The organism is Streptomyces sp. sk2.1, from assembly GCF_008120935.1.
Taxonomy (GTDB): domain Bacteria; phylum Actinomycetota; class Actinomycetes; order Streptomycetales; family Streptomycetaceae; genus Streptomyces.
Map to the genome: position 1 here is coordinate 6,235 of NZ_RDBO01000062.1, position 16,228 is coordinate 22,462.

12 protein-coding genes are annotated in these 16,228 nt (G+C 73.7%); 3 read left to right on the top strand and 9 right to left on the bottom strand.

Annotated features, from left to right (window positions below; genetic code table 11):
- The 4 genes from EAO76_RS22180 to EAO76_RS22195 all read right to left on the bottom strand — a co-directional run.
- The coding region (locus tag EAO76_RS22180; RefSeq protein WP_148837714.1) for a polyketide synthase at positions 1-1,311 on the bottom strand (1,311 nt) is incomplete at its 3' end.
- Positions 1,308-1,595 carry an acyl carrier protein gene (locus EAO76_RS22185; RefSeq protein ID WP_148837703.1) on the bottom strand — a complete coding sequence of 96 codons (288 nt, stop codon included), beginning with the start codon at positions 1,593-1,595 and terminating at the stop codon, positions 1,308-1,310. The genes EAO76_RS22185 and EAO76_RS22180, both read right to left, overlap by 4 nt.
- 66 nt (positions 1,596-1,661) lie before the next feature.
- Complete coding sequence (locus EAO76_RS22190) at positions 1,662-3,446, bottom strand: acyl-CoA dehydrogenase (RefSeq protein WP_262375657.1); 1,785 nt, start codon at positions 3,444-3,446, stop codon at positions 1,662-1,664.
- The gene (locus tag EAO76_RS22195) at positions 3,425-5,266 is read right to left on the bottom strand and encodes a fatty acyl-AMP ligase (protein ID WP_148837704.1); all 1,842 of its coding nucleotides are present in this window, start codon (positions 5,264-5,266) and stop codon (positions 3,425-3,427) included. Before EAO76_RS22195 ends, EAO76_RS22190 begins: the two co-directional genes overlap by 22 nt.
- Positions 5,267-5,631: 365 nt before the next feature.
- Here EAO76_RS22195 and EAO76_RS22200 point away from each other — a divergent pair, with 365 nt between their 5' ends.
- Both EAO76_RS22200 and EAO76_RS44740 read left to right on the top strand, forming a co-directional pair.
- Positions 5,632-8,304 carry a BTAD domain-containing putative transcriptional regulator gene (locus tag EAO76_RS22200; protein WP_187438741.1) on the top strand — a complete coding sequence of 891 codons (2,673 nt, stop codon included), beginning with the start codon at positions 5,632-5,634 and terminating at the stop codon, positions 8,302-8,304.
- Between the two features lie 179 nt (positions 8,305-8,483).
- Positions 8,484-8,648, top strand: a complete 165-nt coding sequence (locus tag EAO76_RS44740) for a hypothetical protein (RefSeq protein ID WP_187438742.1) — start codon at positions 8,484-8,486, stop codon at positions 8,646-8,648.
- 306 nt (positions 8,649-8,954) lie between these two features.
- On the opposite strand, the gene EAO76_RS47335 is transcribed toward EAO76_RS44740, so the two are convergent.
- Positions 8,955-9,167, bottom strand: a complete 213-nt coding sequence (locus EAO76_RS47335; RefSeq protein WP_316248364.1) for a hypothetical protein — start codon at positions 9,165-9,167, stop codon at positions 8,955-8,957.
- On the bottom strand, positions 9,157-10,344 hold the full coding sequence (locus tag EAO76_RS22210) for an MFS transporter (RefSeq protein WP_148837706.1): 1,188 nt from the start codon (positions 10,342-10,344) through the stop codon (positions 9,157-9,159). The genes EAO76_RS47335 and EAO76_RS22210 overlap by 11 nt, the downstream gene beginning before the upstream one ends.
- A 56-nt stretch (positions 10,345-10,400) precedes the next feature.
- Here EAO76_RS22210 and EAO76_RS22215 point away from each other — a divergent pair, with 56 nt between their 5' ends.
- On the top strand, positions 10,401-10,979 hold the full coding sequence (locus EAO76_RS22215; RefSeq protein WP_222872190.1) for a CGNR zinc finger domain-containing protein: 579 nt from the start codon (positions 10,401-10,403) through the stop codon (positions 10,977-10,979).
- Positions 10,980-11,031: 52 nt separating this feature from the next.
- Here the strand turns inward: EAO76_RS22215 and EAO76_RS22220 are convergent, their stop codons facing one another.
- The 3 genes from EAO76_RS22220 to EAO76_RS22230 form a co-directional block, all read right to left on the bottom strand.
- On the bottom strand, positions 11,032-11,871 hold the full coding sequence (locus EAO76_RS22220; protein WP_148837708.1) for an alpha/beta fold hydrolase: 840 nt from the start codon (positions 11,869-11,871) through the stop codon (positions 11,032-11,034).
- On the bottom strand, positions 11,865-12,896 hold the full coding sequence (locus EAO76_RS22225; RefSeq protein ID WP_148837709.1) for a ketoacyl-ACP synthase III family protein: 1,032 nt from the start codon (positions 12,894-12,896) through the stop codon (positions 11,865-11,867). The genes EAO76_RS22220 and EAO76_RS22225 overlap by 7 nt, the downstream gene beginning before the upstream one ends.
- Before the next feature lie 116 nt (positions 12,897-13,012).
- Positions 13,013-16,228, bottom strand: a 3,216-nt coding sequence (locus EAO76_RS22230) for an acyltransferase domain-containing protein (protein WP_148837710.1), incomplete at its 5' end; no start/stop codon positions are given.

The window sequence follows — 16,228 nt, forward strand, 5'->3', positions numbered from 1 at the left end:
GTGGTGCTGCGGCGACTGGCGGACGCCCAGGCCGACGGGCAGCGGATCTACGCCGTCATCCGCGGCACCGCCGTCAACCAGGACGGCGTGGGCGTTGGTGCCGCCCATGCCGAAGCTGCTGACCCCGGCGAAGACCTCGTCGGCGGGCAGCCGCACGGGGGCCTTGAGCAGGCGCAGGCCGCGTTCGGCGAGCCGGAGCTGCGGGTTCTCGCGGGTGGCGAACCGGCTGGCCGGCACGATCCGGTGGTGCAGGGCGAGCGCGACCTTGATCAGGCCGGCGATGCCGGCGGCCCCTTCGGTGTGGCCGAGGTTGCCCTTCACGGAGCCGATGCCGCAGGGCTCCTCCCGTTGCACGGCGTGCAGCTCGCCGAGGGCGGCGCACTCGATGATGTCGCCGAGGGCGGTTCCGGTGCCGTGGGCCTCCATGAAGCGCACCTGTCCGGCCGTGATCGCGGCCCGGCGACAGGCGGCGGCGACGACTTCGCGCTGCGACCAGCGGTTGGGGGCGGTGACGCCGTTGCTGCGGCCGTCCTGGTTGACGGCGGTGCCGCGGATGACGGCGTAGATCCGCTGCCCGTCGGCCTGGGCGTCCGCCAGTCGCCGCAGCACCACGGCGCCCACGCCGTCGCTGCGCCCGATGCCGTCGGCGTCCGCGCTGAAGGGTTTGCAGCGTCCGTCCGGTGCGGCCAGTCCCATGCGTGCGTAGACCAGCCCGAGGGCCGGGGTGAGGACCAGGTTGACGCCTCCGGCGACGGCGGTGGAGCACTCGCCCGACAGCAGCGAGTTGACCGCCAGGTGCACGGCGACCAGCGACGAGGAGCAGGCGGTGTCGACGGCGAGGCTGGGGCCCTTGAGGTCGAGGTGGTAGGAGATGCGGTTGGCGGTCATGCCGGAGCTGCTGCCGGCTCCGAGCTGGGGGGTGACCCGGGCGTAGTCGGACATGTGGAGCTGGGCCCATTCGGTGCCCATCACGCCGACGAAGACGCCGGTGTCGCTGCCCGCGAGCGCGGAGGGGGAGCGTCCGGAGTTCTCCAGCGCCCGCCACGCGCACTGCAGGAGCAGCCGTTGCTGGGGGTCCATCGCGGCGGCCTCGCGCGGCGAGATGGCGAAGAAGTCGTTGTCGAAGGTCCCGATGTCCTCGATGAAGCCGCCGTGGACCGCTTCGTCGAAGCCGGGGCCGGTACGGCGCTGCTCGGGCAGTTCGCCGATCGCGTCGGCGCCCCGGATCAGCAGGTCCCAGTACGCGTCGGCGTCGGGGGCGCCGGGGAAGACGCAGTCCAGGCCGACGATGGCGACGGCGCCCGGGTTCATGCCCGCCGCCCGTCGGCGGGCGGCTCGACGCCGCGTGCGGCCAGATAGCCGGCCAGGGCGGAGACCGTGGGGTGGTCCCAGGCCAGGGAGGGGTCCACGGCGATGCCGAAGTCGTCCTCGACGTCGCCGCACAGGCTCAGCGCGCACACGGAGTCCATGCCGTACACGGCGAGCGGCACCGTCGGGTCGATGCTCTCCGGGGCCCGGTCCAGATAGGCCGCCAGGCGGTCGGTGAGCCAGCCGTGCAGGCGGGCCGCCGCCTTGGGCGGCGCGGAGAAGGTCATGCCGGGTCTCCTCGGGGGCTTTTTTGGGGGGCCGTCGTCGGCGGGTGGTCGTGCCGCCGTCGGCGGTCAGCCGGGTAGCGGGGTGTTGTACAGGTCGTAGCTGCGGCGGTCGCCGAACCTGGCCAGTACCTCCTGGTGGACGCGGGCCATGCACTCGACGGGCAGGTCCACGGCGGGGGCGCCGAGCCGTCGGGCGATGCGGTGCAGCGCCGCGGTCGCCCAGGCGGGGTCGGCGAGGAAGGGGTCCGTGCCGTCGTGGGCGTGCCGCCACACGCCGAGTACGGCCGCGGCGGCGAGCACGAGGACGTACCGGTCGGTCAGGGCGAACCACGCGGGCCGCACCGGGGTGTGCTCGTCCACGGACGGCAGGGCCAGGACGCGGGTGCGCAGGTCGCGCAGTTCGTCGACCATCTGCTCGGCCAGGGCGCGCAGTGCGCGTTCGACGGGGTTGCGGCCGGTCAGTCCCGCGGCCGTCGCGACCAGGGAGGCGCTGAGGCTGTCCCGGCCGCAGGCGAGTGCGAGGCGCGGGTAGGAGAACGGGGCCATCGGGGCGCCGGGGCGGAACAGGGCGGGGTGGGCGGGCTCTCCGGTGAACCAGTCGCGGGCGAGCCGTTGGAGCTGCGGGATGATCGTCGTCTGGCAGGCGACGGTCCCGGCGTGCCCGAGGCTGACGACCGGCACGTCCCGGATGTGCTTCTGGAAGACGCCGATCGTGCCGCCGCGGGTGTAGAGCTGCGAGCCGAGCACGGTCGCCAGGTCGTACATCGTCTCGCTCAGTACGCGCGGCAGCAGGGCCTTGATGGCGGCGGAGTAGACGCTGGTCTCGGCCGGGCACAGGTGCAGGGCCCGGGTGGCGACGACGGCGAGGCAGTCGTAGAACAGCAGGTTCACGAAGGCGTTGGCGAGGGTGGCCGCCGTGTGCTCGGGGTCCACGGGCGAGAGCCCGCCGTCGCCGGGGCCCTGCATGCGGTCGACGAGCACGGCGGTGCGCAGGCTGGTGTCGACGGACGCGGCCACCAGTGCGGCGGTGAGGGTGCGGCTCATCTGGAAGGACCGCAGGGCGGTGGGGACCCCGCTGCCGGCCGGTCCTAGCAGGGCCTGTGCGGGGACCGGGCAGTCGTCGAACTCCATGCCGTCCAGCAGGCATCCGCGCAGTCCGACGGAGGGGCGGCGGGCCCTGACGCGGTACCGGTCGGCGGGCAGGGTGTGCGGGTCGAGCAGCAGCGCCGAGTGGCTCCGGCTGCCGACGCGTTCGTCGGTGCGGCAGAACAGCACCAGGGCGTCGGCGCGGCGGCCGTTGTTGACGATGGTCTTGGCGCCGGTGACGTGCAGTCGGCCGTCCTTCGGCGTCGCGCGGACCTGGCTGCGCACGAAGTCGTTGGTGTGGGCGGTCTCGTGCTGGGCGATGGCGGCCTTGGCGCGGGAGCGCAGCAGCCCGGCCAGCCAGGCGCGCTGTTCCGTGCCGCCGGTCATCCACACGTCGGAGGCGGCCATGAAGGTGCTCATGCCGTACCCCATGCCGAGGGCCACGTCGCGGCGGAAGACCGGCCGCATCACGCGCAGCAGCGTCTCCGCGGAGTCGAACCGGCCGCCCAGTTCGCGCGGTACGTATTCCAGGTGCATGCCGAAGTCGTCGAGCAGGTCCTCGGCGTCGGCGGACAGCACGGCGCGCCGGTCGGCGGAGAGCAGGGCGGCGAAGCCGACCGGGTTGCCGCGGGCCGCCGGGTCGCCGAGGAGTTCCTCCAGTTCGGCCGCCCGGTCGGGGAGCGTCGCCGGGCCGCCGGGCCGGACGACGGGGGCGGGGGTCCGCGGCGGGGCGGCGACGCCGCTCACCACGAGGTGTCCCGCCACCGTGCGCCGGTGGTGACCGGCAGCGGGCCGTCGGCGTCCGGGTGCGGCTGGAGGAGTGCCCGGACCTCCGGGTCGAGGACCTCGTACAGCGCGGACAGCTGTCCTTCCAGGAAGAGCCTGCGCATCAGGGTGCGCTGGACCTTGCCGCTGGTGGTGCGGCGCAGGGTGCCGGGGCGCACCAGTACGACGTTGGCCGCGGGGACGTCGAAGTCCCGGCCGATCAGGGCCTGTACCCGGCAGGCGAGGTCCTGGAGCCGTTCCCGGTCGGCGTGGGGGGCGCGCACCTCCTGGACGACGACGAGCTGTTCGCGGTCGGCGCCCACCGTGAACACGGCGCCGTGGCCCGCGCCGAGTGCGGGGCTCGCCTCGCGCACCGCCCACTCGATGTCCTGCGGGTAGATGTTGCGGCCGTTGAGGATGATGACTTCCTTGAGGCGTCCGGTGACGTACAGTTCGCCGCCGTCGAGCACGCCGAGGTCTCCGGTGCGCAGGTAGCCGCCGGCGCCCCCGGCGAGGGTGGCGTGGAAGGTCTCGGCGGTCTCCAGGGGCTTGCGCCAGTAGCCCTGTGCCACGCTGTCGCCGCGCAACCAGATCTCGCCGACGTGTCCGGCGGGCAGTTCGCCGCCGCCGACGGGGTCGACGATGCGGAGGTCGAAGTCGTCGGCGGTGCCGCTGCTGACCAGGGTGCGGGCGCCGTGGCCGGTGGCGGGGGCGCGCAGGGTGTCGTGTTCGAGGCCGGGGCCGTCGACGGTGAGCCAACCATAGGGGCGGCCGGGGGTGCCGCCCGACACCATGAGGGTGGCCTCGGCGAGGCCGTAGGCCGGGTAGACGGTGTCCGCCCGCAGGCCGGCCGCGCCGAAGCGGGCGGCGAAGGCCTCCAGGGTCCGGGCGCGTACCGGTTCGGCGCCGTTGAGGGCCAGTCGCCAGTTCGTCAGGTCGAGGTCGGCGAGCTGTTCGTCGGTGACCCGGCGCAGACACAGGTCGTAGCAGAAGTTGGGGCCGCCGCCGATCGTCACCCCGTGCTGTTCGATCATCTTCAGCCAGCGGACGGGGCGTTTGACGAAGGCGGTCGAGGACATCTGCACGGAGGCGCTGCCCAGCCACAGGGGGTGCAGCAGATGGGCGATGAGGCCCATGTCGTGGTAGTGGGGAAGCCAGCTGCCGAACCGGTCGGCGGGGGTGGTGCGCAGGGCGCGGTGGATGGTCGCCTGGTTGGCGAGGAGGTTGCGGTGGCTGACCATGACGCCGCGCGGCTTCGAGGTGGAGCCGGAGGTGTACTGGAGGAACGCCAGGTCGTCGGGGCCGGTCAGCGGGGCCTTCCAGTCGTCCGGGTCGGTCCCGTCGTCGATGTCGGAGGCGAGGCAGACGACGTCACCGCGGCCGGCGGTGGCGAGCCACAGCGACACCTCGGGGGCGTTGGCCGTGTCGGTGAGGACGAGTTGCGCGCCGGTGTCCTTGATGATGCCGGTCACGCGCTGCAGGCGTTCGCCGCGGTCGCCGGGCAGCGGGGCGGGGACGGCGATCGCCCCGGCGTACAGGCAGCCGATGAACGCCTCGATGAAGTCCGGGCCGGGCGGGTGGAGCAGCAGGACGGGCTGGCCCGCGGCGCCGCGCTCGCGCAGCCGGACCGCCAGGGTCCGGGCGGCGCGGTCGAGTGCGGCGTAGGTGAGGTGTTCCGCGGTGGTGCCGGTGCCGGAGTCCCGCAGGAATATGTGGGCGTCGTCGTGGGCCAGGGTCCGCGCCCGGTCGAGCATCAGCTGGGTGAACGTGCCGTGCCCGGTGTCGTCTCGTGTGGTGTCGGCGGTGTAGTTGCCGGTCATTCTCGACCCCCTCGTGGTGCGCTCGGGACCGGGGCGGGAGGTGTGGTGTCCGCTCAGGCCAGGGCGTGCGCATGCTCGTCGCAGGGGCTAAAGCAGGGCTTGCAGATCCCGTGTGCGGTGCGGGCGGGGTCGGGGCGGTGTCCGGCGGATTTAGGGGGGAGCCTGTCCGAAAGCAGGGGTGTCACCCCGCCTATCGTGGGGCGCCGAGGACAGGGGGCCGCATGCGATTCAGGATTCTCGGACCGTTGGAGGTGCGTGCCCCGCGGGGGGCCGCCGGAACCGCGGGGGCCGCGGGGACTGTCGGAACCGCAGTAGTTGCGGGGGCTGCGGGGGATCTGACGCCTCGTGCGGCGAAGATCCGGGTCGTGCTCGCCACACTGCTGGTGCGGGCCAACGAGATCGTCTCGGTGGACGGTCTGATCGACGAGCTGTGGGGGGAGAACCCGCCCCGTACCGCGACGACGACACTCCAGGTGTACGTCTCGCAGCTGCGCAAGCTGTTGCACGAGGCGGACGCCGAGTTCGGCCGGGACGCGCTGGTGACCCGGCCACCGGGTTACGAACTGCGGATCGACCCGGCCCAGTTGGACCTGACGGTCTTCGAGGAGCTGCACGGCCGGGGCCGGGAGGTGATGGAGCGGCAGGACTACCGGGCCGCGGCCGATCTCCAGCGTCAGGCGCTGGGGCTGTGGCGCGGACCGCTGCTGTCGGACACCCCGCACGGCCCGCTCCTGGACGCGACGGCGGTGCGTCTGGCGGAGGTGCGCACGGCGGCGCTGGAGCAGTGCATCCGGGCCGAGCTGCATCTGGGACGCCATCGCGAGCTGATCGGCGAGTTGCAGTCGGTGGTCGCGGAGCTGCCGTTGCGGGAGGAGTTCCACGCGCACCTGATGGTGGCGCTGTACCGGTCGGGACGGCAGGCGGACGCGTTGCAGGTCTTCGGGCGGCTGCGCCGGGGGCTGGTGGACGAGTTGGCCATAGAGCCGGGCCGTTCGCTCCAGGCGTTGCACCAGCGGATCCTGGTGGGCGACCCCTCGCTGCTCAGGCCGACGGCGCGGGCCGGGCACGCGCCGGCTCCGGGACACGCACCGGGCTCCGGGCACGCTGCGGACCCCGGGCGCGCACCGGGCTCCGGGCACGCTTCGGGCTCCGTCGGGCACGTGCCGGGTGCCGGGCCCGATGCGGGTTCCGGGCCCGCGCGGGCCGTCGGTGCCGCGCGGGCCGCCGGCCCGGTGCCCGCCCCCGGGTCGGCGGCCTCCCGGCCGCAGGTGCCGTCCGGCGGCTCGACGGTGGCGCAACTGCCCCCGGCCGACGAGCTGTTCACGGGGCGCGAGGAAGAGTTGGCGGCGCTGCGGGACGTGCTGGGAGCGCCCGGCGGAAGGCTCGTGATCGTCACCGGTACGGCGGGGGTCGGCAAGACCGCCCTGGCGCTGACGGTCGCACATCGCACGGGGGACCTGTTCGACGTGCCGGTCTTCGTGCGGCTGCGGCCCGACGGGCGCGGTCCGCTGGATGCCGTCGGCGTACTGACCGGGGTGCTGCGCCGGTACGGGGTCCGAGGACCACTGCCGGAACGGGTCGGCGAACTGCGCGACATGGTGGCGGAGTCGACGGACGGGCGGCGGGTGCTGCTGGTCCTGGACGACGTGGCCGATGCCGAGCAGGTGCGGCCGGTGCTGTCGGCCGTACCGGACTGCACGGTGCTGGTCACCTGTCGGCGGGTGCCCGACGGGCTCGCCGGGCGGGTCGTCCGCCTCGACGTGCCGACGGCGCGGGAGGCGCGGCGGCTGTTCGCGGCGGCGGCCGGACAGCCGGCGGATGTCGCGGAGGGTGCGGAGTGCGCCGGGGTCGTGGAGTCGTGCGGCCGGTTGCCGTTGGCGTTGCGGGCGGCGGCGGACGCGCTGACCGGCCGGTCGCGGCTGCCGCTCGGCGGCCTCGCGGCCCGGCTGCGCGACGAACGCACCCGGCTCGCGGAGCTGGAGGCGGCGAGCCCCGGGTTCCGTGCCCGGCTGTGCGCCGCCCTGGACGGGGTCGGTGCCGCCGAGCTGCGGGCGTTCCGGCTGTTCGGGCTGTTGCCCGCCGGTCCTTTCGCGCCGGACGCCGCGGCGGCGGTGCTGGACACGGATGTGGCGACGGCACGTGCGACGACCGACTCGCTGGTGCGTGCGCGGTTGCTGTGCGCGGAGCTGCCGTCCGCGGGGCGCCCGGACCATCACCACCTGCCGGAGCTGTTGCGGCTGCTGGCCCGGGAGCGGCTCCAGGCGGAGGAGGAACCCGAGGCGGTCCGGGCCGCGCTGGCCCGGTTGTGCGGGGCGTTCGCGAGGGCGGTGGAGGAAGCGGGGCCGTCCGGGCCCACGACGGTCGACGGGGCGCATCCGCTGGAGTGGTTCCGCCTGCGGCTGCCCGCGCTGATGGCCGTGGTCCGGCAGGCGCACGCGGCCCGGCTGTGGGCGCAGTGCCTGCGGCTGGTGGACGGCATGACGGGTTTCCTGGAGGTGCTGGGGGCCTGGGAGGAGCGGGACGCGTGCCAGGGTCTGGCCCTGGAGGCGGCGCAGCACCTGGGTGATCTCGCGGCGCAGGCCCGGCTGCTGCGGTCGCTGGGCGACCTCGCCTGGCAGCGGCGCCGCCTGGACACGGCCGGGGAACTGTACGAGCGCGCCCTGATGGCGGCCGATGTGGCGGGGGCGGAGATCGAGCGTTGCCGGGCCCTGACCGGTCTCGCGGGTCTGCGTCTCGACGCCGGGGCGACGGACGCGGCCGCCGCGCTGGTACCGCCCGCGCTGGATTGCGCGGCGCAGGACGCGCGGACCGGGTTCGAGGCCCATCGGGTACTGGGGCTGCTGGCCCTGGAGTCCGGTGAACGGGAGGTGGCGCAGGGGCACTTCACCACCTGTCTGACGTACGCCGCGTCCCTGGCCGATGCCCGGCTGGAGTCCTACGCCCGCCGCCGGCTGGACGGGCTCGACTCCGGAGGGCCGACCCGCCCCGGCTGGTCGGAGGTGCAGCCCGGCGTCTGGAGGTTGTGCACGGCGGCGTAGGACGGCCCTTCCCGCGCGGTTTTCTCAGCGCTCGCGCGGGACGGTTCGCCCCGGGCACTCGCGCGGGGCGGCTTCCCGCAGCGTCCGCGCATGCCTGCCTTTAGCCGGGACCGGATGGTTGCGCCGACCGGCCACGTGGGCCGGTCGGTGCTGCCCTTCCCCACCGTGCAGGAGGTTCCATGTCCGATCCGGCCGAACGGCCCGTCGACGGCGTCGAGTCCGTCGGGTACATCAGTGGTACAGGCAGGGCGGATGCCGCCACTCCCCGTCTGCGGAGCGCGGTACCGGCCGACCTGGAGCAGATCATCGCCGACATCGGCGACGGACCGGCCCCGCGCACCTGACGCGGGGCCCCGGGGTGCCGCCCGTGACGGCGCGGGCGGCACCCCGCCATACCCCGGTATCGGCCCTGCGGCAGCCGGGAATGCCGGACGCCCTCCGAGGTCTCCGGGATCTCCGGTGCCTCCGGTGCCTCCGGTGCCTCCGGTGCCTCCAGGATCTTCGGCCACCGGTGCCGACGACGGGTTCGACCGGTGGCAGACGGATCAGGGCCACCGCGGAAGCCCGGCGATGCCGAGCCCGAGGCCCACCACGGCCGCGCGGGCCTGCTCGATGTCCACACCGCAAGAACCCACGCGGCCGTCGCCGCGTCACGCGCCCTGCACGCTCGCAAAGGGACGGGCGGAATCCGCCAGCGCGGCATCCCTCCGCGACGTCCACCGCCCCGCTCGACCGTCGATCCGCTCGCGCAGGAAGTCGGCGTGACCGTGTTCCACCCCGGCCATGTGGCGCACGAGCCCCAGCAGCGACAGATCGGACGGCTCCGTCGAACGACGGGCCAGGGCGGCGGCATCACGCGCCAAGACCTCGGCAATCGCGGGGCAGCCCGGGGCAGCCCGTCAGTGCCGCGAGGGACGCCGCACCCGCTGCGAACGCCAATGCGCCCGGAAGGGACCAGATCACGAGCGGTCCGGCAACGGCTGCGCCCAGGGCGAATCCAGTGATCTTGAGGCTGGCACCCGTGGTGAAGATCTGGCTCCGCAGGTGTTCGGGGGACTCCCGGTGGCGAACGGCGAACAGGGCGGTCAGTTGGGGCCCCTCCCCGATCCCCGCCATGAGCACGGCCACGATGAGCGCAACCGGCCGCCCCCATGCGGCAAGGGCCAACGCCGCGGCCTGAACGAGAGCACTGGCCCAGATGATCGTGTCGGGGGCGACCGCACGCGGAAACCGGGCGAGTACGGCATTGGCCGCCAGGGCGGAGACCGCCGCGCAGGAGAGCAGCGCCGCGCCGTGGCCGGCCCCGCCCAGGACTCGTTCGCCCAGGAGCGGGATGCACGCCATCAGCATTCCCTGGGCGACGCAGGAGACGACGGAGGCGATGGTCGCCCGGGCCAATGCCGGCCTTCCGGCGATGACCCGCATTCCGTCGACGAGGTCGCCGATCACCGAAGTCACCCCGGTCCGCGGCGTCCGATCCGGGCGAGCGGGCAGCCGCCACGCGGCGGGCAGTGCCGAGGTGATGAGCACCGCGGAGACCACCACGGCCGTCGGTGCTCCCAGCGCCTCCGTCACGCCACCGGCGAGAGCCGGACCAGCGAGACCCGCCACGCCGAACGTCATGGCGTCGAGCGCGTTCGCCCGCGGCAGGCGGTCGCCCGGCAGCACACGCGGGAGTTGGGCCGTCCAACCGCCCGAGAGCGCCGGTCCCAGCAGCCCTGTGAGCACCGCGATCAAGATCGTGACAGTGAACGGCAACCGGCCCAGTCCTGCAACGATCGTTCCCAGCCCGGCCGCGTAGAGGACGAGGGCGCCGGCCAGCAGGCGTCCCGGTCGTCCTGCCCTGTCGAGGAGCGCCCCCAGCACCGGGCCACCGACCGCGGCGGAGACGGTGATGCCCGCAAGCAGCGACGATGCTTCGAGGGTCGATCCGGTCAGGGCGAATCCTGCCAGCATCAGCGCCGGTCCTGACATCTCGTCCCCGGCACGGGCTGTCGCCGTTCCCGCGAGATACAGGCGAAGCGAGTAACGCTTTCTCATGACTAGCACGTTACGGAGGTAACTCAAAACTGCACAAGTTGCGTTACATTGCATCCGTGTCCCTCAACAGCGACGACTGGTCCACCCGGCACTCCGTACTGACAACGGCCCGGCGGGCCGCCGCCCTGGTCAACGTCCTGGCCGACGAGTGCCCCGACCCGGCCGATGTCGCCGACGTGCTCCGCGCGTACGGTGAGGCCGAACCCATCGACCTCACCGTCCACGACATTGCCGGGATGCGTACGGCAGCCGCGTTGCTGCGGCAGGTCTTCGCCGCCGAACACGCCGACGACGCCGCGGCCGCGCTCAACCGCCTCCTGAAGGACCGCACCGGACCGCTCCGCCTGACATCGCACGGCGGCAGCACTCCCTGGCATCCCCACCTCGACCACGACGACGACGCCCCCTGGGACGAGTGGCTCCTCGCCTCGTCCTGCATGTCCCTGGCCGTACTCGTCTGGGACCGCCAACGCCCGCCCGGCAGGATCTGCGCATCACCCAGCTGCCGGAACGCCTTCATCACCCAGGGCGGCGGACCGGAACGCCGCTACTGCTCCCGCCGGTGCGCGACCCGCGAACGAGTGGCGGCCCATCGCCGGTCGCGCTCCGCCGAGCAGCCGAACGGAACCGGATGAGGCGCGCCGATCCGGCAGCCGGGCGCGGCGTCGGCCGTGCCCGTGTTCGGTGTCAGTGCCCCCTGGCCCGCAGGACCTCGCGCAGGCGGGTCGCGAACGCCGTGGGGTGGGTCTTGAGCCCGACGTGTCCGCCGGGGAACTCCTCGACCGGGAGGCCGATCCGGTCGGCGAGGCCGTGCGTGCACCGGTAGGACCAGTTGCGCTCGGAGGCGGTACCGGTGGCGAGCACGAGACGGCCCTTCTCGGCCCGTACGACGTCCAGCCCCGTCCCGTCCAGCTGGACGGTGCTGTAGGCGGGCATCTCGTGCGTGATGAAGAAGTCGATGTTGGCCAGCTGCTCGTCGGTCATGGGCGACAGCTGGGCACCCGGCTCGAACTCCAGGTTGCCGTAGTCGATGTCGTTGAACGCCGCCCAGCGGGACATGGCGGCGCCGAACCCCTCCTTCTTGTACGTCTCGTACGCCGTCAGCACGACCTGCCCGGCCTCCGCCCGCTCCTCCTCGGTCAGGAACAGGAACTCGGAGGGTTCGTGCGCCACCAGGGTGTCCACCAGTTGCGGGTGGCGGGCCAGCAGGTGCAGCCCGACCTGGGCCCCCAGGCTGGTGCCGAAGACCAGCGCGGGTTCGTCGGCCAGCGACTTCAGCAGCAGGGCCAGGTCGTCGGCGTGGGTCCGCGGCGTCAGCTCCGGCATCGGGTCGCCCGCGGGGCTGCGCGACATGCCGCGGCGGTCGTAGGTCACCACCGTGTAGGAGTCCGTCAGGCGGTCGACGAGGCCGGGGATGCGCCTGGCGTCCCCTCCGGCGCCGTCCATGGCGAACAGCAGGGGGCCGGTGCCCTGCATCACGTAGTGGAGATCGGTGCCGGGGGCGGGCACCGTGCCGGTTGTCACCATTGCGGAACTTCCTTGATCGTCACGACGCCGGCCGAACTGATCCAGCCGGGGCCTTGGGAGAGCAGCAGGACGTGATCCCCCGGCGCCACCTCACCGGTGCGCGCCAGGTGGTCGAGGGAGATGATCAGGTCGGCGGCGCCGACGTGACCGACGGTGCGGCCGAAGTCCCAGCTGGAGCGGGACATGGGCAGGCCCAGCGGGCCCATGATCGAGTACTCGATCATGCGGCCGTCCTGGTTGATGGGGACGACCTTGGCGATGTCGGAGGCGTTCAGGTCGGCGTCGACCAGTGAGCGCTGGACGATCGAGAGGTCGAACTCGCTGATCCGCTCGACCGTTTCGGCGAGCGACATCTCCCGTTCGTTGAACAGCGCGGCCCGTTCGGCGACCGCGACCTCCCGGCCGGACCCGTCCTGCGGCGGCAGCAGCGACTCGTCGCCCCGGTGCCACCGCTCCAGTTCGGGCAGCGTCCCGGAGTTGAGGGACCGGACCTCGGCGAAGCCGCTGTCGCGGGTGACGACGGCCGCGGCCGCGCCGTCGGCGAGGATGTACGAGTCACCGAAGCCGCGCCAGCGGTCGATGAGCGGGGTGGCGAAGTTCTGCCCCGTGGTCAGCAGCGCGGCCTCGACCTCGGCCGCGCCGGTCATCTGACCGATCACGACGTCGAGCGCCGCCAGCATCCCGTTGCAGCCCTGCCGGATGTGCAGCGAGGGAATGTCCCCGGTGCCGAGTTCCCGCAGGATGTACGCGGGCGGGTAGGAACCGTCGGGGCCCTGGTGGTACACGCCGCTGTGGACGTGGGACTCGATGTCCTCGATGTCGAGGCCGGAGCGCTCCATCGCACGACCGGCCGCGATCACCGCCATCTCCAGGGCGGAGATGCCGTCGGCGATGTGCGTGCCGGTCAGCCCGCTCGCCTTGTACACCTCCTCGTCGTAGCGGCCCTCGGCCACGGCATCCTCGGTGCTCACCCGGTCGGGCAGGTACACCCCGACCGAGTTGATGAACACGCCTTCTGTTCTCACGACCACGTCTCCTTTCCTGTTGGTGGTGGGGTTCGTCACGGGGGCGGCCCTCCCGTTCGTCACGGGGACGGCCTTCCCCTTCGTGGCGGGGCCCCGGCCSGGCCGGGGCCGCCCCCTCAGCGGCCGAGCAACTGCTGCTTGATGTGCTGGGCGAGTTCGGTGCCGGTGGGGTGGTCGAACACCACGCCCGGGGGCATCCGCAGTGCGGTGACACCGTTGAGCGAGTTGCGCAGGGCCAGCGCCGACAGGGAGTCGAAGCCGAGGTCGCGGAACTTGCGGTCCGGGTCGATGGCGCCGGGCGAGCCGTGCCCCAGCGCGGCGGCGGCGTGGTCGAGGACGAGGGCCAGCAGGAGCCGCTCGCGCTCCGCCTCGTCCGCCCCGATCAGCCGCTGCTTGAACGTGGTGCCCCGGCCCGCGTCGTCCTGCTTGACGACGCGGCGGCCCGGCGTGCGCACGAGGCCGCGCCACAGGGACGGCAGGTTCCCGGACGCGGCCTTCGCGGCCAGGCCCTCGAAGTCCGGCCGGGCGACGACGACGGCCGCATCGGCCGACCGGCGCAGTCCGTCGAGCAGCTCCGGGTCCTGTACGTCCGGGGCCACCCCCGCCGAGACGACGGACACCCCTGCCGCCCGGCGTTCGCGCGCCCACTCGTCCAGGAACGCCCCGACGGCCGCGTCGGCGGCGTGACCCGCCCCGTCCACGGTCCCGGCGGACGAGGACAGCAGGACGAGCTCCGGTGCCTCGGCCAGGTCCTCGATCGCCTCGCCCAGCGCCCGTACGGCCGCCGTCCCCGCGTCCAGCGCCTCGGCCAGCCGCTCCGGCGTCAGCTCGGCGACCGGCGTCTCCCCGACAGCACCCGGCGCACCGGCCGCACGGCCACGGGTGTCGGCCACGTGGATCACCGTGCGCAGCGGGCGGTCGGCCGGCAGGTTCCGCACCAGTGCCTTCAGCGCCTGCGGGTCGGTGATGTCGCACACGACGGACTCGGCGCCGGTGCCCGCCCCGGCCGCGGCGAGTTCGGCCGCCAGTTCCTCGGCTTCCGCCGCCGTGCCGTCGGATCCGCAGATCAGCAGGTCGCGCACGCCGTGCCGGGTGACGAGGTGCCGGGCGAGCAGGCCGCCCAGCTGTCCCGCTCCCCCGGTGATCAGGGTCGTGCCCGTTGCCTCCGGCCCATCCGCTTCGTCGCTGGGAGCGGCGGGCGCCTCCTCCGCCGGACCGGCCTGGACGAGCCTCGGCACCCGGACGGTGCTGCGGCGCAGCGCCACTTGGTCCTCGTCGGTCGCGAGCGCCTTGACCAGGGCGCGCCAGGACGCCTTGCTGCCGTCGGTGTCCGCCAGTACGAACCGGCCCGGCGCCTCGTCCTGGGCGGACCGGACCAGCCCCCGGGCGGCGGCCGCGGCGGGGGCGCCGCCGTCGGACGCGGTCGCGCCACGGGTGAGGAGGACCAGTCGGGAGGCGGCGAACCTGTTGTCCGCGAGCCAGGTGCGGACCCACCGGAACGCGTCCTGCGCGGACCGGCTCACGGCCGCTGCCGTGCCGTCCTCGTCCGGGGCGCTCGTGACCAGGACGACGTCGGGGGACGGCGCGCCCTCGGCCTCGATCCCGGCCGCCAGGGCGTTCAGGTCCGGGTACGCCTCGGCGTAGACGCCCGCGGCCATCAGCCCGGAACGCGCCCTGAACGGGTCCTCGCCCACGACGGCCCAGGTCCTGGGCTCGTACACGGCGCGCGGCATCCGCTTCACCTCGGTCCACCGCACCCGGTACAGGCCGCCGCGCTGCACGGTCGCGGCCCGCTCGATCCGCTCCGCGGACTCGGGCCGCAGCACCAGGGCGTCGACGGTGGCCACCGGGGCCCCGTCGTCGTCCGCGACGGCGAGCGACAGGTTCTCGAGGTCCCGGCCCGTGATGCGGACGCGCAGCGCGCGGGCGCCGACCGCGTGGAGGGTGACTCCGCGCCAGTGGTGGGGGGAGCTGAGGATCGGGCCGACGGGCCGCCGGATGTCGGTGCCCCCCTCGGTACCGGTGCTCTGCTCGGTACTGGTGTCCTGCAAGGAATCGTGGCTCGGCGAGGCGTCGATGAGCGCCGTGAGTCCGAGTGCCGCGTCCAGCAGGGACGGGTGAATGCCGAATCCGTCCGTTCCCGTCCGCTCCTCCTCGTCGAGGGCGACTTCCGCGTACAGCTCCCCGTCCCGCCGCCAGGCCGCGTGCACCCCGTCGATGCCGGTGGTGTCCACGGCGGAGGCGTCGAGCGGCGGCCAGACCTCCAGGTCCCACGACGGCGACTCGCCCTCGGTGTCGAGCACGGCGTCGGCGTGGCCGGTCCACGGGGTGCCGGGGGCCCGGCCCTCCTGACGGGAGTGGACGGACACGGCGCGCCGGCCGTCCTCGTCGGGTTCCCCCACTTCGACGCGGAGCTGGACGCCGCCCTTCTCGGGTACGACCAGGGGCTCGCGGAGGGTGAGTTCGTCGATCCGCCCGCAGCCGGTCTCGTCGGCGACGTACAGGACGAGGTCGGCGAGGGCGGTGCCGGGAAGCAGTACGGTTCCGGCGACCGTGTGGTCCGCGAGCCACGGGTGTGTGGACCGTGTCAGCCGCCCGGTGAACAAAAGCGACTGCGAGCCGGGCAGTTCGACCGCCGGTCCCAGGATCGGGTGTCCGGCCGTGGCCGTGCCCAGGTCGGAGACGGCAGCGGTCTCGTTGTGCGCGGAGTTGAGCCAGTACCGGTTGTGCTGGAAGGCGTACGTCGGCAGCCCCACGAGGCTCCCCGCCTCGGGCAGTATCTGRCCCCAGRCSACYTCCACGCCGTGGGTCCATGCCTGGCCGAGAGACTGCAGGAAGCGCTGGATGCCGCCCTCGTCGCGGCGCAGGGACGGTATCGCGGCGATCGCGGGGCCGGTGTCGGCGGKCTCGAAGGTCTCCTGGAGACCGATCGTCAGCACCGGATGCGCGCTGCACTCCACGAACGCGGTGAACCCGTCCGCCAGCAGGGAGCGGACCGCGCTCTCGAACTCGACCGTGCCCCGCAGATTGCGGTACCAGTAACCCGCATCCAGCACAGCACTGTCGATCACCTCGCCCGTCACCGTCGAATACAGCGGAACGGCCGGAATCAGAGGGGACACCGGGGCCAGGAGGCGGGCGAGTTCCTCCTCGATCGTCTCGACGTGCGGGGAGTGGGAGGCGTAGTCCACCGGGACCCGCCGGCACCGCACCCCCTCCCCCTCCAGAACCGTGACCAGCTCGTCCAGAGCCGCCGAGGAACCCGAAACCACCGTCGAGGAGGGGCCGTTGACCGCGGCCACCGCCACCTCACCCGACCACCGCTCCAGACA

What these genes read in the sequence shown, in the direction of transcription:
- EAO76_RS22220 (WP_148837708.1), bottom strand. Translation starts at nt 11,871, where the DNA reads ATGGTGACAACCGGCACGGTGCCCGCCCCCGGCACCGATCTCCACTAC.
- EAO76_RS22195 (WP_148837704.1), bottom strand. Translation starts at nt 5,266, where the DNA reads ATGACCGGCAACTACACCGCCGACACCACACGAGACGACACCGGGCAC.
- EAO76_RS22185 (WP_148837703.1), bottom strand. Translation starts at nt 1,595, where the DNA reads ATGACCTTCTCCGCGCCGCCCAAGGCGGCGGCCCGCCTGCACGGCTGG.
- EAO76_RS44740 (WP_187438742.1), top strand. Translation starts at nt 8,484, where the DNA reads ATGTCCGATCCGGCCGAACGGCCCGTCGACGGCGTCGAGTCCGTCGGG.
- EAO76_RS22210 (WP_148837706.1), bottom strand. Translation starts at nt 10,344, where the DNA reads ATGAGAAAGCGTTACTCGCTTCGCCTGTATCTCGCGGGAACGGCGACA.